This is a genomic window from Cryobacterium sp. N19, assembly GCF_002929595.1.
Taxonomy (GTDB): Bacteria; Actinomycetota; Actinomycetes; order Actinomycetales; family Microbacteriaceae; genus Cryobacterium; species Cryobacterium flavum.
Genome location: NZ_PJJR01000054.1, coordinates 423,394 through 444,405, shown reverse-complemented (window position 1 = coordinate 444,405; position 21,012 = coordinate 423,394). Strand labels below are relative to the sequence as shown.

General features: G+C 61.1%; 22 protein-coding genes. 8 read left to right on the top strand and 14 right to left on the bottom strand.

The window, feature by feature from the left end:
- Positions 1-41: 41 nt before the first annotated feature.
- Positions 42-1,187, bottom strand: a complete 1,146-nt coding sequence (locus CXY78_RS20135) for a 2-methylaconitate cis-trans isomerase PrpF family protein (protein WP_104090914.1) — start codon at positions 1,185-1,187, stop codon at positions 42-44.
- A gap of 118 nt (positions 1,188-1,305) precedes the next feature.
- On the opposite strand from CXY78_RS20135, the gene CXY78_RS20130 reads away from it, so the two are divergent.
- On the top strand, positions 1,306-2,238 hold the full coding sequence (locus CXY78_RS20130) for a LysR family transcriptional regulator (RefSeq protein ID WP_104090912.1): 933 nt from the start codon (positions 1,306-1,308) through the stop codon (positions 2,236-2,238).
- Here the strand turns inward: CXY78_RS20130 and CXY78_RS20125 are convergent.
- The 8 genes from CXY78_RS20125 to CXY78_RS20090 form a co-directional block, all read right to left on the bottom strand.
- Complete coding sequence (locus tag CXY78_RS20125) at positions 2,217-4,196, bottom strand: tripartite tricarboxylate transporter permease (RefSeq protein ID WP_104090911.1); 1,980 nt, start codon at positions 4,194-4,196, stop codon at positions 2,217-2,219. The genes CXY78_RS20130 and CXY78_RS20125 overlap by 22 nt on opposite strands.
- Positions 4,197-4,541: 345 nt before the next feature.
- Positions 4,542-5,393 carry an alpha/beta fold hydrolase gene (locus CXY78_RS20120; protein ID WP_199182653.1) on the bottom strand — a complete coding sequence of 284 codons (852 nt, stop codon included), beginning with the start codon at positions 5,391-5,393 and terminating at the stop codon, positions 4,542-4,544.
- Complete coding sequence (locus CXY78_RS20115; RefSeq protein ID WP_104090909.1) at positions 5,383-5,766, bottom strand: hypothetical protein; 384 nt, start codon at positions 5,764-5,766, stop codon at positions 5,383-5,385. The genes CXY78_RS20120 and CXY78_RS20115 overlap by 11 nt, the downstream gene beginning before the upstream one ends.
- A complete protein-coding gene (locus CXY78_RS20110) occupies positions 5,766-6,569 on the bottom strand; it encodes an N-acyl homoserine lactonase family protein (RefSeq protein WP_199182652.1) in 804 nt (267 codons plus the stop codon). The genes CXY78_RS20115 and CXY78_RS20110 overlap by 1 nt, the downstream gene beginning before the upstream one ends.
- Positions 6,566-7,912, bottom strand: coding sequence for an MFS transporter (locus CXY78_RS20105; RefSeq protein ID WP_104090906.1), 1,347 nt, complete (start codon positions 7,910-7,912; stop codon positions 6,566-6,568). The genes CXY78_RS20110 and CXY78_RS20105 overlap by 4 nt, the downstream gene beginning before the upstream one ends.
- Positions 7,913-7,994: 82 nt before the next feature.
- Positions 7,995-8,405, bottom strand: coding sequence for a carboxymuconolactone decarboxylase family protein (locus CXY78_RS20100; protein WP_104090904.1), 411 nt, complete (start codon positions 8,403-8,405; stop codon positions 7,995-7,997).
- A complete protein-coding gene (locus CXY78_RS20095) occupies positions 8,395-9,327 on the bottom strand; it encodes an NAD(P)-dependent oxidoreductase (RefSeq protein WP_104090903.1) in 933 nt (310 codons plus the stop codon). The genes CXY78_RS20100 and CXY78_RS20095 overlap by 11 nt, the downstream gene beginning before the upstream one ends.
- Positions 9,324-9,998 carry a GntR family transcriptional regulator gene (locus tag CXY78_RS20090; RefSeq protein ID WP_158253368.1) on the bottom strand — a complete coding sequence of 225 codons (675 nt, stop codon included), beginning with the start codon at positions 9,996-9,998 and terminating at the stop codon, positions 9,324-9,326. The genes CXY78_RS20095 and CXY78_RS20090 overlap by 4 nt, the downstream gene beginning before the upstream one ends.
- Before the next feature lie 557 nt (positions 9,999-10,555).
- Between CXY78_RS20090 and CXY78_RS20085 the strand changes: the two genes are divergently transcribed.
- A complete protein-coding gene (locus CXY78_RS20085) occupies positions 10,556-11,065 on the top strand; it encodes a hypothetical protein (RefSeq protein WP_233206255.1) in 510 nt (169 codons plus the stop codon).
- A gap of 595 nt (positions 11,066-11,660) precedes the next feature.
- Here CXY78_RS20085 and CXY78_RS20080 read toward each other — a convergent pair.
- Genes CXY78_RS20080 through CXY78_RS20070 form a run of 3 tightly spaced genes read right to left on the bottom strand, consistent with a single transcriptional unit; the run spans position 11,661 to position 13,447 of the window.
- Entirely contained in the window at positions 11,661-12,032 is a 372-nt protein-coding gene (locus CXY78_RS20080) for a hypothetical protein (protein ID WP_158253367.1), read from the bottom strand.
- A gap of 32 nt (positions 12,033-12,064) precedes the next feature.
- Positions 12,065-12,835 carry a metallophosphoesterase gene (locus CXY78_RS20075; RefSeq protein ID WP_255410397.1) on the bottom strand — a complete coding sequence of 257 codons (771 nt, stop codon included), beginning with the start codon at positions 12,833-12,835 and terminating at the stop codon, positions 12,065-12,067.
- 39 nt (positions 12,836-12,874) lie between these two features.
- Positions 12,875-13,447 (bottom strand): HAD domain-containing protein, encoded by a 573-nt coding sequence (locus CXY78_RS20070; RefSeq protein WP_158253365.1) that lies wholly within the window; start codon positions 13,445-13,447, stop codon positions 12,875-12,877.
- Between the two features lie 275 nt (positions 13,448-13,722).
- On the opposite strand from CXY78_RS20070, the gene CXY78_RS20065 reads away from it, so the two are divergent.
- Complete coding sequence (locus CXY78_RS20065; RefSeq protein ID WP_104090894.1) at positions 13,723-14,328, top strand: hypothetical protein; 606 nt, start codon at positions 13,723-13,725, stop codon at positions 14,326-14,328.
- A gap of 6 nt (positions 14,329-14,334) precedes the next feature.
- Here CXY78_RS20065 and CXY78_RS20060 read toward each other — a convergent pair whose 3' ends face one another.
- Entirely contained in the window at positions 14,335-15,153 is an 819-nt protein-coding gene (locus CXY78_RS20060) for a hypothetical protein (protein WP_104090892.1), read from the bottom strand.
- A 276-nt stretch (positions 15,154-15,429) separates the two neighbouring features.
- Here CXY78_RS20060 and CXY78_RS20055 point away from each other — a divergent pair, with 276 nt between their 5' ends.
- The 4 genes from CXY78_RS20055 to CXY78_RS20040 all read left to right on the top strand — a co-directional run bounded on the left by CXY78_RS20055 (position 15,430) and on the right by CXY78_RS20040 (position 17,931).
- Positions 15,430-16,236 carry a metallophosphoesterase gene (locus CXY78_RS20055; RefSeq protein WP_104090890.1) on the top strand — a complete coding sequence of 269 codons (807 nt, stop codon included), beginning with the start codon at positions 15,430-15,432 and terminating at the stop codon, positions 16,234-16,236.
- On the top strand, positions 16,233-16,643 hold the full coding sequence (locus CXY78_RS20050) for a hypothetical protein (RefSeq protein WP_104090889.1): 411 nt from the start codon (positions 16,233-16,235) through the stop codon (positions 16,641-16,643). Before CXY78_RS20055 ends, CXY78_RS20050 begins: the two co-directional genes overlap by 4 nt.
- A gap of 99 nt (positions 16,644-16,742) precedes the next feature.
- Complete coding sequence (locus CXY78_RS20045; protein WP_104090888.1) at positions 16,743-17,606, top strand: metallophosphoesterase; 864 nt, start codon at positions 16,743-16,745, stop codon at positions 17,604-17,606.
- Positions 17,607-17,655: 49 nt separating this feature from the next.
- Complete coding sequence (locus tag CXY78_RS20040; protein ID WP_104090886.1) at positions 17,656-17,931, top strand: hypothetical protein; 276 nt, start codon at positions 17,656-17,658, stop codon at positions 17,929-17,931.
- A gap of 169 nt (positions 17,932-18,100) precedes the next feature.
- Here CXY78_RS20040 and CXY78_RS21800 read toward each other — a convergent pair whose 3' ends face one another.
- The gene (locus CXY78_RS21800; protein ID WP_233206254.1) at positions 18,101-19,066 is read right to left on the bottom strand and encodes a hypothetical protein; all 966 of its coding nucleotides are present in this window, start codon (positions 19,064-19,066) and stop codon (positions 18,101-18,103) included.
- Positions 19,067-19,832: 766 nt separating this feature from the next.
- Here CXY78_RS21800 and CXY78_RS22230 point away from each other — a divergent pair.
- Positions 19,833-20,390, top strand: a complete 558-nt coding sequence (locus CXY78_RS22230; protein WP_158253364.1) for an HNH endonuclease signature motif containing protein — start codon at positions 19,833-19,835, stop codon at positions 20,388-20,390.
- The last annotated feature ends 622 nt before the right edge of the window (positions 20,391-21,012 follow it).

The following is a 21,012-nucleotide window of genomic DNA, read 5'->3' as shown; positions in this document are numbered from 1 at the left end:
GCGGGGTGGGGCAGGTGGGTGGATCGCGGCGAGTTAACTCGTCAAACCGAAAGGCGCTGATCGGGCACGAGCACGTGCCCTTCCATGAGCCGGCGGGAGGTTCGGAAGCCGGAGACGCTTTTCACGAGCCAGCCAGAAGGATCCTTTTCGATGTCGGCGAGCATCGGAAGGAGACCGGCCGGATGGCCGATGATGAATGCCTGGTCAGCTTCCGTCGCGACGTCGTGCACCAGCGTACCGGGCAGGTTCGCCGCGACCGTGGTGGCGATGGCGCCCGAGAGCGGGTAGGAGTTGTGCATGCGCCCCATCGACATCATGGCGGCACGCAGGTTCGTGGAAGGTTCGGTGATGTCGACGCCGTTGGAGGCACGGTAGTCCCGCGGGGCGCCCACGAGGGCCAGTTTCGGAACGGAGGGGGTGTGGCTTGTGGCGCTGTCCACGTCGTCGGCGATGCCGGCGAGTACAGAGGCGTGAGCGCGGATGGACTCCAGTCGCTCCAGCAGGACTTCATCGGCGTCGACGCCGGCCGGCATCTCGAGGCCGCGCAAGCCGACGTCTTCCCAGCGCACGAAAACGAGGGGGTTCGCCGCGTCGACGAGCGACACCGGGATAGTTCCCAACCCCGGGACCGTGAGGTGGTCGACCACATTGCCGGTGGGTAGCAGCTTGCCGGTGACGGCGCCGGCCGGGCTAAGAAAATCGAGCTGGATGCTCGCGCCGGTGCCGGGCACGCCCGGCAGCACGCTGTCGCCGATGGGGTTGAATTTGCCGTTCCGGGTGGGCACGTGGGCCACGATGACCTTGTTGGTGTTCAGGTTGAGGAAGGTCACGATGGTGATCGGGTCGGTCGGTGTGACGAGCCCCTCATCAACGGCGAACGGGCCGACGGCAGAGGAGATGTTGCCGCAGTTGCCGCGGCGGTCCACGATGGGCTGATCGATGCCGACCTGGCCGAATTCGTAGGTGACGTCAACGCCGAACCGTGTTCCGTCGCCGATGATGGCAATTTTGCTCGTGGTCGAGATCGCGCCGCCGAGGCCATCGACCTGGCGCCGAAAGGGATCGGGGCTGCCCATGGCGGCCAACAGAAACTGGTCCCGCAGCTCGACGTTCTCGGGCAGGTCGCGTTCGTGAAAGAACACCCCTTTGCTGGTTCCACCGCGCATGACGACTGCTGGGATTCGCATTTTGACTCACTTCACATTCGGTAATCGGCTCTGATTCGGCAACTCATTCAGTTTGTGTCAGCTCAAATGGTTAAGCAATACCGCACTACTTCAGTGCTTCTGAAGCTAAGCTTCAGTCATGTCAAAAATCTCCACCGAACGCATCCTGCTGCTCGGCGATGTCGCGCGCTGCGGCACCATGACTCTGGCCGCAGAATCACTCGGGTATTCCGTGTCCGCGATTTCCCAGCAGATCCGCAAACTCGAGCAAGAGGCAGGCCAACCACTCATCGAGCGCCACAGCCGCGGAATCGTTCTCACGGACGCCGGTCGCGCGGTTGTCGAGCATGCCGAGCAGATCCGCGGCCGGCTGAAATCCCTCGACTATTCCCTCGACGACATCGCGGGAGTGCGTGCGGGATCCCTGCGCATGGGCACCTTCCCCACGGCAGGCTCGTCGCTCATGCCCTTGGCCATCAGTCGGTTTCGGGTCGCGCACCCGAAGATTGCGCTGACGGTCAACAGCGTGCGTTTGGGCTCACTGCTGCGCATGGTGAATAACCGCGAGGTGTCGATGACGCTGTTGTGGGACTACCCCTGGTCGGTACTCGACAATGACGACATGCATTTTTTGCACCTGATGGACGACCCCACTGACCTCATCGTGTCGGTGACGCACCGTCTGGCCGGGCGCGACAGCATACGCATGACGGAGCTCCTCGACGAGCTCTGGGTCGTGCGCGACGATGATCATCCCATGATCGATGTGCTTCGCAGGGCCGCGAACAGCGGAGGATTTCAACCCCATGTGGCTTACGTGGCTAATGACTATCAGGAGGCACAGGCCATGGTTGCCGTCGGAGTCGGCATCGCCCTCGTGCCGCGGTTGGCCTTGACCGTTCTTCGCGATGACGTGCGCGTCATTCCGGTGTCGGGCACCGCGACGCAGCGACGCATTCTGCTGGGTCGCATGAAGAACAGCGTCGCGAGCCCTGCGGAAGTCTCGATGACAACCATGCTCGTCGACGCTGCTCGACTGCTGAAGGTGAATCAGATCCCGAAGTCCAGATAGCCGATCGGCATCACGATCTGAGCGAATTCCTGCAGGGCGAGGAGGAAAGCCAGCACGACAATCGGGTAGATGATGCTCGTGCGCAGGCGGGCTTTCGCCACGAGCCAGAGGAAGACAGGCACGTAAACAGCGGTGCCCACAATCATGCCGAGCACATAAACACACGCCACGTAACCCAGGATCCACAGCAGCGACCTGACGACCGTGCGCACGAGTGAGTGCCAGGCAACAAGGTCCGGTTCGATGCGGGCGAGCTTGTCGGCGCGGTACTTCTTCACATCGAGAACGAGGGCGATGATGCTGATTGCGATACCGAAGCCGGTCGCGAGGCGCGGGAACAAGCCGCCGGCTTCCGAGAATGACTGGGCAAGCACGAATCCCGCGATGAAGAGAGCCAGAAAACTCGCGGTCATCACAACACCCCACACCTTCGGGGCGACCTCGGCAGACTCACTACCTTCGCCGAGCAGGGCTTCATCGACGCCGCGGTTGCGCAGACGTCGCACGAGGGAGAGAATCAGCGGCAAAACGAGGATACCGACCATCACAAGCACGGCGGGGCGGGTGAACCAGTCACCGAATTCGTAGAGGTTGGCGGTGAGGAAGTAGTACCGCTCCAGCGGCACCGCGAGCACAAAACCGATGAGGAAGGGGGCGCGGGGCACACTGAAGGTCTTCATCAGCCAGCCGAGGATGCCCAGAATGATCATCACCCAGAACACCTGCATCTCGAGGGGCTCCTGGAACCCGCTCATGAAGAGAATCGGGATGATCGCCGCCGCGAGCAGCGGAAAGCGGATGAAGCTGAGCTTTGCCAGGGGCTTGGCAAGGATGAAGCAGAACGCGGCGCCGAGAACACTGGCTATGGCGAAGCTCCACACGATCACGTAGACCGTGTCGAGGTTGTCGGTGAGGATTCGCGGGCCGGGTTCGATGCCGAAGATCAGCAGCGCTCCCAGCAGCAGGGCGAACGGAGCTGCCCCGGGGATACCGAACAACAGGGTGGGGATCAGCGCGCCGGCCTCCACGGAGTTGCCGGCAGCCGAGGGGGCGATCACGCCGCGCGGGTCACCGTGGCCGAAAGACTTCTTGCTCTCCCCGCGGGCTGTGGCCTGGGCCTGCCCGTAGGCCATCCACGAACCGGCGGTGGCGCCGACGCCCGGGAGAATGCCGACGAGAACGCCCACGGCGGAGCCGCGGACGACGTGTGTCCAGTGGCGAACAACGTCTTTGGCGCCTTCGATCCAGCCCGAGCCGAGGCCGGTCACCCCCTGGGCGATGGCCTGCTTGCGGGCGACCAGGGCGATGATCTCTGCGACTCCGAAGATGCCGAGGGCAACGGCCACGAGGCCCAGACCTTCGCTGAGGTAGAGGGAACCGAACGTGTAGCGATACTCAGGAGACGTGGGAGCGCCGCCGATCTGGGCGAGAAAAATGCCGAAGACGCCGGCCATGAGGCCCTTGATGATGTTGCCCTTGCTGAGCAGGGCGGTGAGCGAGATGCCGAGCACCGTGAGCATGAAGATTTCGGGTGACCCGAGCATGAGTACGAGCGGACGGGCCACGGGAATGGCGAAGGTCAGGGCGACAACGCCAATGAGACCGCCGACCATCGAGGCGAGGAAGGAGGCCGAGAGCGCGCGTGCTCCCTGACCCTTTTTCGCCATTTCGTGGCCATCGAGCAGCAGAACGGACGCCGAGGCGGAGCCGGGAATACCGATCAGGATGCTCGTGACAGCGTCGGAGGTGTGCACCACGGCGACGGCGCCGATGATCATGGCCATGGCCTGGGCCGGTTCCAGCACGAAAACGAACGGGAGCAGTACGGCGACCGCGCCGGTACCACCGAGCCCCGGTATAACGCCGATCACGAGGCCGGCGATAACGCCGATCAACAGGAAGATCAGCATGCTCGGGTCGAGGAACGTACCCAGGGCAGCGAATGCGGCATCCCACATGGGTGGCCTTCTTTCAGCTTGGGGTGACTGGTGCGACCGGCACGACGGGCGCGCCGAGATCGGCAGTCAGGATGGAAATGACAGATGATTCAACGCAGATCCCTGGATGACGGGAGGGCTGCGGAGACAAGGCTCGGGAACCGCGGCGAAGGCCGCTCTTCCGGAATAGTTATTCGCCACAACGGTGTGGGTTTTGTGAATCCCGCCGAAGGGTCTCCCTGCTCAATCTTCAGCTGATTAGCGACTTATATAACGCTAGCGGTGATCGAGGCCGCAATCCATGTTAAGCGCGACTGAGTTTATGAAGCACAAGTGAAGTAAACCTTCAAATACTTCGACCTCGGGTCAGGCTACGATCTCGCTCAGGATCGGCGCCAGGTATTCCGCGAAGAGCGGATAGTTCTCGGCCATCGGAAAGTGCCCAATGCCTGCCATGCGACCGCCGCGCGCGCCGGGGATGGCGGCAATCGCGGCTGCGGTGTCAGCCTCTGTACAGGCGTGGTCGAACTCGCCGGTGAGCAGATACACCGGGCACGTGCCGGTATCGATGGTGTGTGCCGTCGCTCGCAGGTCAAAGTCCTGCGAATAGAAGTAGGTGTCACCGCGATAGATTCCGGGGCCGCCCTGGCTGTAGATCCACCACACTTCCCGTCGCGACTGCTCTGGGCTGTGCGGCGACATGAGGCTGTGCGTCCACGACGCAACGCTCTGCTGGGCGTTAATATCGGGGCGCAGAGACCAGTCCTGAAAGCGGCCCTCCACCTTGAGCGCACCCGACAGCCCGATCACGGCGCGCCACCGATGCGGGTTCCGTCGGGCGAGTTCAATCACTAGGGAACCCGCCATCGAACAACCAATTAATATGGGTGTATCGAGCGCCAGGGCATCGCAGAAGTCCTCAACTAGTGATGAGTAGGCCTCCGTTGTCAGGAGATACTCCTGGGTCCACCAGCCTTCCGGCGGGAGTGACTTACCGTGCCAGGGAAGGTCGAAGACCACGACGCGGTGGTTTTGCAGCAGTGCCTCGTCCGCGAGTATGTGCCGGAATTGCCGGCCGTCTGCGCCCGCCGTGTGCAACCCCACGATCACCGGCCCGCTGCCGGCCTCCTCGAAGTACACCCGATAGTCAATTCCAAGCGACGTGAAGTTGACGTAGCGCCCCACGACGTTCTCGATCTGACAAGATTTACTCGACACGGTCTTTTCCTATCTCCACGAGTCGCGTTACAACGCGCAGGTGACGAATTAGCTCCATACGGCCCTCCACGACGTCGATGCCGTCGTCGGCCTTCATCAGGGCCAGCAGGTCATGCCGACGGGCCGGCGCGTTGCGATCGGCGAGATCGTGCCAAGCGGATGCGCTGCCTCGCAGCTCGAACAGGTCTCCCGACGGCAGGGTCTCGCCGCCCTCCACGATGCGCAGCACCCCGGCCGAGAAGTGCACGCGTACGCGCCAGTCGGCCGAGTGGGCGTCCGCTGAAAAATGAGAGAACTGACCGATGTGCAGGCACTCCGCATCGTCGTTCACGGCCAGAACCCACGCGTTGAGTCGGTCAGTGTCGGTGCCCATTAGCCGATCCGTCCGATCACGGCGGCGTTGTTCTCGAGCGGGCCGGTGAGCGGTGCGAAACCGTCGAGGGACGTGCTGTCATGGCCAGGCACCACGATGTCGACCTCGCCGCGATCGAGCATGTCGCGCAGGGTTTGGAACCCCGAATAGACGCCGAGCAGGTCGGTGCACGACACGAATGGCATGTCCCGCTCGAGCTCCTCCCAAAAATGCAGCGCATCGGAGGTGAGGAGAACGACTCCCTCTGATGTGGTGACGCGCACCATGCTTTGCCCGGGCGTGTGGCCGCCCACCTCGATGACCTCGATCCCCGGCGCGATTTCCGTGCTGCCCGTGAAGGTCGAGAGACGGTTCTGATGTCGCACCTCGCCGAGGGCGGCCACATCGGCGGCATCCGTGAAGTGGGTGATGAGGCGCTTGGTCGACACGGGGGAATTCCAGAACCTCACCTCGGACTCTGCCATGAGAACCGGCGAGTTGGGAAAGAGCCCGAGATTTCCCATGTGGTCGTAGTGTGCGTGCGTGATGACGACCTGGTGAGGATGGTTCGTGTCGATTCCCAGAGCCGCGTAGGCGGCGGCCGGGCTTACGAGCACCGTTCGCTCGCGTCGTTCGGCTGCCTCGCCGCTGAACCCCGTGTCCACAATGACGGTGCGGTCTGCATTGCGAATGATCCAGAAGAAATAGTCCACCCGATGCGGCCCGTCGGACTCGTCGTAGACCTGATGGTTCAGGTACACGTCGCTGCGCTTCGTGAGCCGTGTGCCGTGTCGAACCACGATGACTTCGTAGGACTCACTCATGCTGCGTGGTCGTTGGAGAAGATGTCTCGTTTGTAGGTTTCCGGAAGCCATTTGATGAGGATCGGGAGTACGACGAGCGACACGACGACCAGGTACCAGGACGGCGCGAGGAGAGAGCCGGTCGCAGCCACCAGGGCTGTCGCGATGAGCGGACCAGGCCCTGCAACGAAGGCGAGACCCAGGTTGTAGCCCAGGGCGCTTCCCGAGGAACGAGTGGCGGCCGGAAACAGCTCGACGAGGAGCACGACATTGGTCACCGACACGAGCGCCTGACAGGCACCCAGAATGACGACACCGAGAACGATGAAGACCGGATCGCCGGTCTTGAAGAGCATGAAGGCGGGCACGGAGAGCAGCACAAAACCCGCGGTGCCGAGGATGTTCGGCATGCGACGGCCGTATCTGTCCGAGATGAGACCCGCGATTGGGCACATGATCATGTAGATGAATAGCCCAGTGCCGCTCAGCAGCAGCGCAGGTATTCGCTCAAGGCCCAGAGCGTTCGTGAAGTGGTTGTTCATGTACGTTGCGAGGTAGTAAATGCCAAGGCCGGAGACGCTGGAGAAGGCAAACGTGAGGAGCACGGCGAAGAGGTTCTTTCGGCTCTTGCCGGTCTGCTTGAGCGGCGCGGTCGAGACCGATCCGGTGTCTTTCAGCGCTTCGAAAACCGGGGTGTCACCCAGCTTCATGCGGATATAGAGCCCCACCAGGGCCATCGGCAAGGCCAGGATAAACGGGATTCGCCAGCCCCACGAGGCGACAGCATCCGCGCTCAAAGCCGAATTGATCCAGAGGGCCACGAAGCTTCCCACAATGAAGGCGAGGGCGGCCGTGCCGGAGATCATGCTCGCGTATAGTCCGCGCCGATTGTGGGGGGCGCTTTCAACGAGGTACGCGGCCGAGCCGCTCCATTCCCCGCCGGCGGCGAGACCCTGAATGCAGCGCAACAGCACGAGCAGAATGGGCGCGAGTATGCCCACTGCGGCGTAGGACGGCAGCAGGCCCATCACGAAGGTCGCGGAGCCCATGAGAATCACGGACAGCACGAGTGCGGTCTTTCGGCCGTGCTTGTCGCCGATCGGCCCGAGAACAAATGCTCCCAGCGGCCGCATGAGAAAGCCGATGGCGAAAACAGACAGTGAGCTCAGGATCGCAACCGTGGGGCTCGAATTGGCGGGAAAGAAGGTCTGGCCGATGATCACGGCAAAGAAGCCGTAAATGGCGAAATCAAACCACTCCATGAAGTTGCCGATACCCACGGCAACGGCGGTTCGAAGCCTCGTGTCGGCACTGGTTTTGGCGGGCCTTCTTGCGCGCTCGGATGCGGTGGTTGTAGATGACATGGGAAAACACCTCTCTGTGGTCCCAACTGCTGTGGAATAATTTGGGCCTCATCGGCCTGATGACGCGCGGCGTCGCGCGGGTCTACTCTCCGGAACCGCCCTGGTGCACGAGCACCGACGGCTCAATACCGTCGGCATCGACGACCTCGCGCCAGGCTTCGAATCCGGTCTGGAACGCCACGATGCCGGCCTCTGGCAGGGAGATCTCGATGGCCTCAAGAATTTCGGTGGGCGTGAGCCCGAGGTCGAGCGCCACCCGGATGTGGCTCTGGATGTGCCCCTTGGCTGCCCGCATCACGGTGAGACTCACAATGAAAATGAGCTCCTTCGTCTTGCGGTCGAGGGTGCGCTCGTTGAGGTAGGCGGCGGAAACGAGGTCGTTTGCCGCCTGCAAGACTGGGAAGTCCTGCTTGGCCATGATCTTGTGATAATCCAGCACGTAGCCGCGTTTGCGGGCCATCTCATTGATGTATTCCTGCGCATTAGTCGTCATTGGGTGTCTCTTCCTGCGTTGGTGTTCCGTGTGAAGTTCTGAGTTCTACGTCATTGACGAGTTCGTAGTAGCGCGCGACCTCGGTGTGGTCGAGGTGGGCGGCGTCGAGTACTCGGCGCGCCTCGACCAACGTTGTGACGGTCGAGTCGGTGACCGGAGTCTGCAGGCCCGCATCAACGCTGAGCGTGTGTGCGATCGCGAGGTCTTTGAGCATGAGGTCCATCGAAAACCCGGAATCGAACGTGCCGTTGAGCACGTGGTTGGGGTACTTGATCTCGCTCGCTTGGCTGCGCCCTGTGGACGTGTTGATCACTTCGATCATGACCTCGGCCGCGATGCCGAAGTTCTTGGCGACCGTGAGTATTTCGGCCGCCGCTGCCAGGTTCGTAGCGGACAACAGATTGTTGAGCGCCTTGGCAGCGTGTCCGGAACCTGCGGGGCCCACCCGGGTGATGCTGGTGCCGAGCGGCTGAAGATGCTCCATCGCACGCTCGATATCTGTGGGCGCGCCGCCGACCATGATGGAGAGTTGGCCGGTGGTGGCTTTGGACACCCCTCCGGAGACCGGCGCATCAACGTAGCTGAGGCCGACAAGGGCCGCCTCCTGCGCGAGAGCCCGGGTGCTGGCGGGTTCCGAGGAACCCATGTCGATGATGAGGGCGCCTGCGGGCAGCCGGGCGAACAACCCGGTGCTGCCGCGCACAACCGATTCAACGATTCGGCTGTTGGGCAACATCATGATCACCGTCGTGATGTCGGGAGACAGCTCAGAGATGTCGTCGAGCGCCTGCGTGCCCGTCTCGTGCGCCAAAGCCGTGGCCGTGTCGTGGTTCACGTCGTAGAGAACGGTCGCGTGTGCGGGTGCATAGCGCTTGACCATCGGGTCACCCATCATGCCCAGCCCGATAAATAGCGTTGTCATAGTTCCTCCTTCTGGTGCTGCAGCGCTGCTGCATGGCGGAGGGCGATCTGCGTCGCCACATCAACATGGGCCTGGCATTCTGCGGCGGCACGGACTGGGTCACCGGATTCGATGGCGTCAAGAACGCGTGCAAGTTCGGCGATCATGTGGGGAGCCCGCCCCGGAGAATCCAGAGTGACGGCACGCAGTTGCGAGATGCGGGCCTGAACGTTGGCGAGCATCTCGCCGATAATGGGATTGCCCGATGCCTCGATGAGCGCCCGGTAGAACTCCTTCTTGAGTTCAATCAGTTCGGCCATCGGCATGGTGGCGGCACGGGTCGAGATGATTTCGAATATATGGCGCAGCCCGTCGATGTGCTCGGGCCGCGCGCTCTGGGCGGCCAGCCGGCCGGCCGCGCTTTCGAGGGTGCCGCGCACCTGGTAAAGGTTGACGACGTCGTCGTACGTGAGCTCGCGCACGAGCGGGCCCACGTTGGGCTCGATCTCGATCAGCTGTTCGGACTCCAGCTGGCGGAGGGCTTCCCGTACGACCGTTCGGCTGACGCCGAGCTCCTCCTCCAGGTGTTTTTCGGTCAGGCGCGCGCGCGGCGGATACTCGCCGGCCACTATCTTCTTGCGCAGTACATTGACGGCCTGCACTCGAAGCGGGGCGGCTTCTCTCTTCAGCATGCGTTCTCCCTTGGGCATCTTGCGTTCTGGTATTACGGTATTACGGTATTACGGTATTACGCGCCGCGTCAAGGTTTGGTGAGAAGTTGGCAGTGACAGCGGCGAAAAGATTGAGTTCGAAGTCACTTAGCCAGGCCTCGTCGGCGGTCGAACAGAGTCTCGAGCCCTAACAATCAGCATTGTCGGGCCGTGCGCCGTTCCCTCGCCGCTGCCCAGACATGATTTGTGCCGAGCATTCAAGCTCTCCTGCCGTATCCGTGGGTCGAATTCCGCAGCGGCTCCTATCGCGCCGCCTCGTCTCGATTCCCTGCGGCGATGCGTGCCGTCGATTTGCGCCCCCGCCGGGGGCGGCAACCCCAATCCGTGGAGCTCTGCCGCGGTCGAGATCCTCTCGGAGAAGGCGTTGTAGGCGACTGCCTGTCCCGCTGGCCGCTCGGTGCGCGGTTCATCGTTTGATTGCCGGGCGGACACACGGTGCGGATAAAACTGAGGGCTATGCGCCACCGCGCAGCTTCCTTTGCCCGAAAGAGATCCCCATCTTTTCCAGAGTTGCCGCTTTGGCTCTCATCGCCCTTGTCGCCGTTACGACTGTCGCCGGTGCCTCCGCACCCGTGGCGGAGGCCCCGGCGCACGTCGTCCTTGGCGCCCCGCAGGATGCCGCCCATGCTCACAATGACTACGAGCATGACCGCCCTCTGTTCGATGCCCTCGAACACGGATTCACCAGTGTGGAAGCCGATGTCTGGCTTGTGGACGGTGAACTTCTCGTCGCCCACGATCTCGAGAATGTGCAACAGGGGGTCACCCTGGAAAGCCTCTATCTTGATCCGCTGTCCGCACTTTTGCGCGGGCACGGTCGCAGCGTCTACCCCGGATGGGACGGCAGCTTCCAGCTGCTGATCGACATCAAGAGCGACGGCGAGAGCACCTACGCCGCGATCGAGAAAAACCTGGCCGAGCACCGCTGGGCTGGTTCGAGCGCGGCTGCGACTCAAAGCGTGGTTGATTTCTGGCCTGAGATGTTGCCTCAACTGGCGTCTCCGTCGCGCGCCGGTCGGGTCGGATAGGACCGCACTCGCAATTCTCCCGGAACTCGACCCCGCACCGAGTCAGGTCGAACTTGGCGGCTGGGGTTCCGGCTCCAACGACTCACTGCTATGACGTCCCATCGGTCGAGGCCCAGTGATTCGTCAGGAATGATGTACGACAAGTTTGGTGGGCCACTCCAGAAATGCAACATATCGACGGAAATGGAGTCGTCAATCCACATCATCGGTCGGTTGGGTTCTGCTTTGAGGGCTTCGCGCACGAATTCCTTCTTCCACCAGCACAGAGACGCAACGCTAGGCCCGGGCTCACCTCCCCCTCGGGGTGGACTGTCCACGGCGTTGACTAGATCAGGGAACCCGAGTGCAGGGCCGAATAGGGATCTGGACGCCGATCCCCACATAGTGAGCCAGCGCACCTCGACACCGCGTTTGACCACCTGAGCGATCGCACGAACGACCGCCGGACGGTAAAGGATATTTTGAGTGATCACGTCGTCCGACACCGTGACTTCCTTGTAGCCGCGGTATGAGCACTGGGTATCTCTCCAGGCCCGAACAACGCCGTCAATATCGAGCCAGAGGAGTGGTCGCGTGGACAGTTTCGAAATGGCGGTCATGGACTCTCTAGTTCCTCTGCAGTGAGATCGACATCAGCTGGATTGACCTCAGAAATTGAATCCACGGTGGTCGTCTGCCGCGAGGTCACCACCACTCCCTCTACGTGTAGGTCAAGGACGAGGCGCATGGGACGCCCGACAGTGCACTCGTCGACTGACAAGAGATCGACGGTCTCGCCATCACGCCGCATCGCTAGGTCATCATTTGGGTCCGTCTCGGCTGGCACTCGGGACATCTTCATCTCGTTCAGGTCGATCATGTAGCGCGACCCCGACCGAGTGGACACGAGATAGATTCCTGTCGCGGTGTCCATAAGCGATTCCAGCGTTGGCATCCGATTCCCTTCTCGAACTTCGAGATCAAGCAAAGTATCCTCGCGGCCACCGACACTCTGACTCATCAGAACACCGGGTAGGTGATGACTTGTTCGTCCACGTTGAGCACGGCAAGTGTCGGCGGATGCCCGTCAGCATTGAGCACGATGACTCGCGTATCGAACGGGATCCGGTCGGATCCCTCAAATCGTGCCAGAACGTCTAGATGCAGGTGATAGTGCCCGGAGACTGTAAGCGTCGGGCGCACCTGTTCGACAGCGCGTTGGAACATACTCTGTCCGCGTTCGGCATAGGCAAGCCCTGCTGGGTCCCAGAAGTGACTTTGCTTTGCCAGGCGGTCCTGTAGTTCCACTGGCATTGGGGCATCGTGCCCAAGAAGGATGTCGACATTGGCCGTCCCGAGGGCGGCAAGGTCCTCTTCGGTGATTTGTTCCGCCGGCCACCATCCCAGGTTTCCACGAACGCGTCCTGGCATGTCCACGAAATTAGCGCCACCGAACGAGGCGACGACGGTTCCGCCTAGCGACACGGCGCGCCAACCGCGCGGGAGAAACGCAATGTTCTCCCGCACGTGCCTGATATCAGCGGCATCCGCTGGAATCTTGGCCCACTCGTCGTAGTTCTCGTGATTGCCGCCGGTGACGAGCGCCTGGCTGCCGTGCTCGGTTAGTTTGTCGCTGACGTAGTCGAGCATCCACCGTTGTGCGTCTCGGTCGTCCCAGGGCATGCCGAAATCACCGAGGAAGTGAATCGTGTCGATGTTCTGATGGGCGAGCCGGCGCACCGCACGAACGATGGTGCCGAGCGACCCGTGCACATCACCAACTAGGCCAATGCTTCGAGGGGTGGAGTGGATCGTAGATATCGAAATGAGTTAGCCCTCCAATCGCGTGGTTTGCAGCCATACCCGCATGCGTTCAACTTCGTCAACGCGCAGTCCCACCATCGAATTCGGCGGGATCAAAAGGCTCGGGGTTCCAACGGTTGCCGCGAGAACCTTCCAACCATGAAGCTCAACTTCAGCGTCATCGATCCAGATGAACGGTCCCGGATCCGACGCCTGGTCCTCAAGAAGGCGCTGCGCCTTCCAGTACCCGCGAGCCTCCCCCGGTTTCAGCGGCCCCGGCGTGAACTCCAGCACGCGCCCACCGGCAAGCCCTTGGAAACGGGGAACGAGCTTGTCGCGTGCAGCGTCGAGTTCGTTCCACGTCGTCAGCCAAACCAGCTCGAGGCCGAATTCTTCTCGCAGCGCCTCCAATGCCACGATAAGCGGCGGCGCCCAGATGAGCTTGTACTTCGCGGCCATCCCGCCGCCATAGTTGAGTGTCACCTCTGTGCGCTTCACGGCACCCCAAGCCGGGTCAGGATTTCGAAAGGGACAAAGACATCCATCGACATCGAGGTAGAGTCGCGGCCGAATCGCTGACGTCTGGTCCTTGGTTTCCATCATTTTGCCCCCGCTGTCCGCGACATCGTCAACTTGCTATTGAAGCAACTGTATCTAATTACTTAGTACATGCGAAATCAAAGTTCTTCGCCCCGTCTCCGTTGGATCGCAGCTCTACCCCCCTTCAGATAGCCCCTCGTGATCGGCCGCACGGACATCCTGCAATCCCGACGTCTGACTCCTGCCATACTCGATTCAGACACGGCTCGGCTGATGCACGACAAGAAAGATTAGGCCGTCGCGGCCGTGTCGATTCAATAAATCGGGGGAAATTCATGACGATCGACGCAGCTGACATCTCGCAGGCCGGCGATCCTGCGCCTTTGACGCTGTATCCCCTCGACGGGCAGGTTGATTACACTGCAGCGGAGCTTGAATGGGAGTTTCTCCCTTGGGAGCGACCCGACGGATTCGATCGAATGATCGTGACGTTTCAGGTTCTTCCCTTTCGTCGCGAGGTCCTCGACGAACTCGTTGACGACTGCGTCGAGACGGTGTACCGACAGTTCATTGAGGAAGTCGATACTCCGGACTATGTCTTCAACCTCGGCGACGTCGATCAGGGTCACCTGCAACTCATCGCTTCCACGTTGAAGGGTGAAAACCTGCCACCGATGTCGGTGAACTCCATCGGCCACGCGATGATGAACATCGAGGCACGATTCATCCACTGTCAAACCGGCTCCGCGTCGTGGGTTCGCGCCCTCCACTTCGACGAGTACCTGAAGTTGCGCGAACTCTCTCAAGATTCACCGCTGAAGTGGCTCAAAGGCATGACGCCAATGATCGTGGATTCCGCTGTCGCGGCCAGAGCTCTCGGTATTGATCCAGCCCAGATCGAAGCGAACGACGAGGTCGTATTCATTTATCCAATCTTTTAGGCGACCTCAGGGCAAAGCAATTGCGCGGTCACGAATAGCGGACGCTGCGCGTCGGCCGATCCACACCGCCGGGTTTCGTATTCCCAGCGGGTACCGCACGACATCGGATGTCAGCTTCTCAGCGATCGCCAGGTCGACGTCCGAAATTGTTCGCTCGGCGCTCCCCCCGACCGGGATCAAACTTGCGCTGGCGACGTCGACGCGCCATCCGTTTTGGGCCCAGTAGCGGGCGGTGCGGTCTGAGGGATTTGTCGCATCCGATGCCGTGCGCCAGTCCGTCACTTTGAACAGGTACGGGGCGTAGCCCAGCCGGGTGGGCAATATGTAGTCGGCGTCTGGACGGATGCGCCAGTAGCCACGGCTACGCTCCCAGACCTCCTCGGCCGTCATCGCGAGACTCATGCCCAATCCGTGGCGAGCATAACCTCCAGGCTCGGGCGTCAGATCTGACGCGTCATCCTGCCGGTGTGCCATGCGTAGCGCAAGCACATTTGCATTGTCGATCTCGAGCCGTCGCACCGTGTCGCCCAAGTTCTCGGCATACGTGCGTTCTCCGCGTCGGTCCGTGCGGGCTACGGCGGCATACTCCTCCCGCGCCAGAGCCCCGAGAACGAGTCGGGCTCGCTCCCCCTCCGCCACGATTCGCGCATCGAGGGTGTTTTCGACCACCAATGAGCCACTGCCTCGCCGTTCAACTTCGGTGAGCACGCCGGCGGTCACCAAAAGTTCAGCGAAGTCATTCTTGTCGGCACCGCGCATTGCTGCGAGCTCTGAAACGTCGTGCAGGAGTGCGGGGGTCAGGAGCAACTGTGTCTGCGCCAGCAAGCTTTCCTTATTGCGCCTTACAACGGAATCGACCGATGCCACTATGCCAACCTCTTTCGCGTACGCGTCACCGACTAATGCGTGAGCAGATACCATCAAATCACGCTACATTCAAATAGGCAATTACTTGCCGCCGCACTCGAAGGTGCAGGAATTATTCGATCGGCCGTGTCGGTGGCTGTCGGTGGCTGTCGGTAGTGTCCGACTACGGCGACTGGGGCGCCAACGACTTGATACGGCCGACGTAGTGCATTGTTTTGAGGGGGCTCAGAGAACATGGGACAGACACAAATACCCGACGACGAACGACTGGTCGGGCTGGCGGGAGACTGGCACGGCGCGACCCGCTGGGGCATCGCCGTGGTCAAGGCGCTCAACGCAGCAGGGGTGCGCACGTTGTTTCACCTCGGTGATTTCGGGTTCTGGCCAGGGCACACCGAATTCTCGTACGTTCAGCGCTTAGAAGTTGCCTGCGCCGAGAACAACGTCACGATTTACGTGACGCCGGGAAACCACGAAGACTGGGACATTCTCAAGGACTTGTTTGAGCAAGGCCCCGGCCCAAGGCAGATCACGACCCACATTTTCGCCCTGCCGCCAGGCTGGCGCTGGACTGTCCGCAAGCGCTCCTTCGTCTCCCTGGGCGGGGCACCATCCATCGATTTCGAATACAGAACCGCTGGCGAAGACTGGTGGCCGGCCGAGGCGGTGAGTGATACCGACGTTGACCGGGTAATCGCCGGCGGCCATGCCGATGTCATGCTCGCGCACGACGCCCCCAACAACGCGACCCTGGCTGTGCAGAAGATTGTCAGCGTCAACCCGATCGGCATCAGCCCTGCCGCCCGGGCCTACGCCGCCCAAGGTCGGGCGCAGATGACACGAGCGTTTGCCGCCGTGCAGCCCAAACTCTACGCTCACGGGCATTATCACGTCTACGACGAGGTCTCCCGTGCCGCCAACCGCACAACCGGTACGTGGCAGCACCACATTCTGAGCCTCGAACACGAATTGCGCCCGGGCAACTCCGCCATTCTCGACGTCGACCGTCTCCGCACGACCCTACTGAAAGTAAGAATGTGAATCCTGAAACAACCGTCACTCCCCCGACGCCCGCAAAGAAGACTTCGACCGTCGCTACGTGGCCTCGCATCGCGCGCGGTGTGCTTTCCGACCTGATCGGTTGGGTTATCCCTTGGGTGGTAATCGCACTTGCAATTGGTCTCATCCCGCCGATCAGCGAGTCTGTCGGTTGGAAAGTACTGCTGATCCTGATCGCTGCCACGTGGTCCGCGATCAACATTGCCGTTGACGCAGAAAGCCTGCGCAAGAACGGCTGGACATGGGGATTCGCGAAGACCGGTCTTTTTGTTGTGGACCCGAAGAAGGATCACATTAAGCACCTCGCGCGCCATCGCAAAAGTATCCGCAAGCTGTTCCATGGTGACTACTACATCGGTGACGGCGGGAAGCCCAACCGTAAAGCCTGAAAACGTATCTGGCAACCGAAGCGCCGAGTGTCGGTGGCCAAGGGTTGACGGCCAAGGGTTGACTCCGGGAACGAACATAATTTGAGGGGCACAGACACTATGGATCTCACGCTGCAGGGCGAAACCCGCGTAGCCGTGGCCGGAGACTGGCACGGCAACATCTCCTGGGTGCAAACGATCATTCCGGCCATCGCCCGAACAGCCCCAGACGTGCGCACCATTCTGCACGTGGGTGATTTTGGCATCTGGCCGGAACGCTCAGGCAAGGGATTCCCCGCCAGCGTCGACTTCTGGTGCAAGAACGCCGGCATCGAGCGACTACTCGTAACGCCCGGCAACCACGAAGACTGGGATCGCCTCGACGGCTGGTTTGCCGGTGCCCCCGGGCAACCGGTGCAGATCAGCGACGTCGTGTGGGTACTGCCACGCGCGCTGCGGTTCAGTCTCGGGGGCGCGACGTATATGTCTTTCGGAGGCGCAGCATCCGTTGATTATGAGCTGCGCGAACCCGGCAAGGAATGGTGGCTGACCGAAATCCCCACGGACGATGACGTGGCGGCCGCGATCGCCGGCGGCCCGGTCGATGTGCTCATTACGCATGAGACGGTCAACGGTGGAACGGCCGCGACCGAGCGCGCCCTGCGGACCAATCCGATGCGATGGAGCGCCGAAGCACTCACCTATTCGGCGCTCAGTCGCGCCCGTGTTACCCTGGTCTGGGAAGCCGTGAAGCCACAAGTGCTCGTGCACGGCCACATGCACACGGCCGACCAACTCACCCTGCCGGACGGTCGACGCATTTACTCCCTCGGCTGCGACAACCAGGCCGGCAACGTCGGCCTGCTCGATCTCGCGACGCTGGCCTGGTCTGACGCCCTCGCCGGCGAGACTCGCCCGCGAGCTCGCCGAACGCGCAACGTGGAAGCGCTGTATCTGACCCGCCCCGGCGAGGAGACAGAATGAACGTCCCAAGCAGATGCTGCCTGGCGGACCCTCGGATGGATCCCCAGCGATGAACGGAATCTCCTTCGACAAGCCGCCACAGCCGAGCCTCAGCTCTTGGGCCGACTGGCAAGACCTGGTCCTGCACTCTACGACGATCTCCGAAGGCCTTACGGCTCTTGTCGACAGCGGGCGCATCAGCGACTTACCCGAGCTCGCCAACACTATCGGCGTGCCGCAAGACGCACGCTGGCTCTCTGCAGGTGACGTCTTTAAGCACCTTGGCCTGGCAGCGGATGCCGCAGCGCGTGCTGCCGCGGCTGCCGGCCTTGCCAACGTCCAGTGAGAAGTCGTACTGCCCCATCAATTCCAGACGTACTATCACTCACAGGTACCGCGACCTCCTAGCTGCAGAACGGCTGGCTCGAATCCCGCGCTCCGCAAGAGGACCAATGATCCGCTAGGCCCCAGTCGAATCCTTGCCGCGGAATCCCGCTTCCTGGTCGAAAAGTTGCCTATAGCTCATGCGGCGCTGATCCGGAGTAATCACTCCAGCTCCTAAAGTCATGCTCAGACGGCTGATCCTCATCACGCAGGTCGTGTCGCGGAATGCCGACACAAAGTCGCACATCTTCTCGGATCCACGATTCCGCAGCCAAGGAAATTTCGGGAGTGCCAGCGCGAACCCACATCGCCTCAAAAATTGCACGCAAAGACGCTTGTTGGTCGTCCGTCAGGCGCGTCGGAGTCCGCCGTGGAAGAACTGCAGCGATGCCATTTAGTACTTCTGCAGTAGTTCGCACGGGGAAATACTTGGTGTCCAAAAAGATCGGAAATTGCGTTGATGTTCGTCCCGCCTGTGGACGCGCCTCGTCGTTCGTCTCCCAAATTGCATTTACGTTGCTACTACCGTCGTGAATGACAGTAACCTCTCGAATTTCCTCACTATTAGGAATCTGGCTGTAGGTCAGGATCTGCGGCCCGGCAAGATGGCACTTTTCATAAGTATCACGATAAAAGCGCGGGTGATTTGCCTGGCAGCTATCACGATTATGCTCTTGTTCCCATTCGGCATCAACTGCACGGAGCCAGTCCATACTTTCCCTCGACGTAATCGCGTCCGACGAATAGGCGGCCAAAGTAGTCTTGTTCCAATGCGCAACGGCGCCGCGAGGTTTGTGCTCGGCAGTCAGGATTTGATCAGCCCGGCAGGAGCAATACGCCAACCAGTCTGCGTTATTCCCGCGATCGGAAACAGACCACTCGTCCCATCCACACTGACATGCAGCTTTGGCTGAGGACGCGCGCTTTTCCCCCCAAATCCCCGTTATTATCGCCTCATTGAGCTCGGCATCTCCGACCCTGGTCAGGGCTGCAAGTTCAGAGTTTATGTATCGTTCCCATGCGTGATGGGCAACGCGGTGAGTCTGGCATGCGAGAGTTCCCCGAAGGCAGTAGATCAGCTCGGTTGAAATTGACATTTGGGACCGTCCACCTCGTTTTATCTATCAGTGTGAGATCGGCTTGACAAAGGCATAGAAATAGGCTGAGACGCCATCGATTTGTCAGAGCGATATAGCGCACAGCATATCGCTAGAAATAGGATTGGCTTCTTCTGGCCGATGGTCGCGATCAAGAAGCTTGAGCGTGATGAACGAGAAGGTTTACACGGCCCGGCCCACCGGCTTCTATCTGCACTCGGCAACTCTGCGAAACGACTAATAGGGCTCGTAGTCCGCGAAACTTTCGAATAGCAACTGAAGACTCTCGGCATCTGGAGGACCAACGCCCATGGATGGCGCTGCCCGCCCTGCTTAGCAGCCCAAGTAACGCGAATTGTTACGGACGAGAGCGCTATCGATGTCATCTCGTCCACTTTGACGGAAACCAGATGTGACACGCCTGCGGGATGCCCGACCGGCTTGGGGCGGCCGGAGCCTCGCCGGGTCTGCGGTCACGCGCTACGCACGCCAGGCGTCGTAGACGCCGGCTAAGGTCTGCGGTCCCGGCACCACGCGCTGCCGCAATGATCTCGCAGCAAGCACCGAGCATGTTTGCATCGGACTTACCGGCTCGGGTCTGATCCCGGTGAGGACGGGCTGGTTCTGGTACATGTAGCCCTTGACTCGCTCGCTGCCCGATGCCCATCGGCCCCCGACCGTCTGAATGAGCAGCTCTCCGAGGTAGCGAGCGGCACCGTCGATCAGCCATAGGGTNGCTAGACCAACAATCGGCCACAATTACCACTTGACATCAATAGGAGCATCAAAACGGCGGCATGAAACCCGGGACGGTTCAACACGACTCCCAAAATCCGTCCCACTGCGGCGCCTGGCCGCGCTGTATTTGCATGCCGAGTTCGGTGGCGTATGCGAGCTCTGCGACCGCGCCATCGACGCAACGTTGCCCACGGGGCATCCCGCACGAATTCAGATCGATCATATTGAGGCGACAACATACGGCGGTCCCGACGTCTGGGGAAACGTACGCGTTGTCCACGGAACCTGCAACTCGGAACTGGCGGACGGTAGATTTCCCCTGTCTACTGATTGGGCGCGACGGATCACCGATCTCGAGACCACGCGGTACCTCGGTGGAATCACAAGAGCCGATGTCATGGTCGCTAGGACGCGAGAGTACGATTCCGTTGCAGACGAGTTGAAAGCATCTCTGTCAAACTTCCGGGTGGCCAGCACCGACAAGCGACACCTCGTTCAGCTCGTGATGTTTGCTCGGCTCCGCGCAGACAGCTCGAGGATCATAGCCAATCGCCTCGGTGCGTCCGACGCCGATCTAGTCTCGTAAGCTCGGCGTCCCAGTTAGAAACACGTCCACTGGGTCTGCATGCCGCGTGGTCGTCCAGGTGAAGGAACGACGCTGATTTCGCTGAGATACGTCAGTCGCTGAGGCCATGCCGCTTCGATTCTTCACGAATCCACCCCAACGTTTCGTCGTCAAAATTGGGAGTGTACCGGTGCGGGCCGTCATTGACCCAGTGCGAATCCCTAGGCACAATCACCCCCAGGCCACGAAGCTCAATTGCGATGCTTGCCACAACTCCAAGGCTTGGAAAGCGCAGAATTTCCTGTCGCGATCCAGGCGACAGATCATCCCACCACGACGGTTTCATGACGGAGACACTACTTGAACCACGGCGGGTCAGACAAGGGATCGCAACGGTACATCTGCTCGACCGCCGCGGTTGGCGAAAGCGGTCCACCGCAGAGATCACGTAGGCTGCAAAGCCGTTTGGACATGTCAGATCCAGCATCACCGAAGAACGACTCGTACATACCGCCCGTTTTTGCGTTGCTACGACTTCGCCGCGCCCAACTGGCTTCCTTCCGTCAGCGCCCGGAGGGGCACAATGAACCCACAACACGTGGCTCAATTTTCAGCGTCGACGCTGGCTCCTCAATCGTCCCTG

Coding starts and splice junctions, on each gene's coding strand:
- CXY78_RS20040 (WP_104090886.1), top strand. CDS start 17,656: ATGAACGGAATCTCCTTCGACAAGCCGCCACAGCCGAGCCTCAGCTCT.
- CXY78_RS20130 (WP_104090912.1), top strand. CDS start 1,306: ATGTCAAAAATCTCCACCGAACGCATCCTGCTGCTCGGCGATGTCGCG.
- CXY78_RS20105 (WP_104090906.1), bottom strand. CDS start 7,912: ATGTCATCTACAACCACCGCATCCGAGCGCGCAAGAAGGCCCGCCAAA.
- CXY78_RS20110 (WP_199182652.1), bottom strand. CDS start 6,569: ATGAGTGAGTCCTACGAAGTCATCGTGGTTCGACACGGCACACGGCTC.
- CXY78_RS21800 (WP_233206254.1), bottom strand. CDS start 19,066: ATGTCAATTTCAACCGAGCTGATCTACTGCCTTCGGGGAACTCTCGCA.
- CXY78_RS20125 (WP_104090911.1), bottom strand. CDS start 4,196: ATGTGGGATGCCGCATTCGCTGCCCTGGGTACGTTCCTCGACCCGAGC.
- CXY78_RS20045 (WP_104090888.1), top strand. CDS start 16,743: ATGGATCTCACGCTGCAGGGCGAAACCCGCGTAGCCGTGGCCGGAGAC.
- CXY78_RS20090 (WP_158253368.1), bottom strand. CDS start 9,998: ATGCTGAAGAGAGAAGCCGCCCCGCTTCGAGTGCAGGCCGTCAATGTA.
- CXY78_RS20070 (WP_158253365.1), bottom strand. CDS start 13,447: ATGGAAACCAAGGACCAGACGTCAGCGATTCGGCCGCGACTCTACCTC.
- CXY78_RS20095 (WP_104090903.1), bottom strand. CDS start 9,327: ATGACAACGCTATTTATCGGGCTGGGCATGATGGGTGACCCGATGGTC.
- CXY78_RS20115 (WP_104090909.1), bottom strand. CDS start 5,766: ATGGGCACCGACACTGACCGACTCAACGCGTGGGTTCTGGCCGTGAAC.
- CXY78_RS20135 (WP_104090914.1), bottom strand. CDS start 1,187: ATGCGAATCCCAGCAGTCGTCATGCGCGGTGGAACCAGCAAAGGGGTG.
- CXY78_RS20055 (WP_104090890.1), top strand. CDS start 15,430: ATGGGACAGACACAAATACCCGACGACGAACGACTGGTCGGGCTGGCG.
- CXY78_RS20100 (WP_104090904.1), bottom strand. CDS start 8,405: ATGACGACTAATGCGCAGGAATACATCAATGAGATGGCCCGCAAACGC.
- CXY78_RS20065 (WP_104090894.1), top strand. CDS start 13,723: ATGACGATCGACGCAGCTGACATCTCGCAGGCCGGCGATCCTGCGCCT.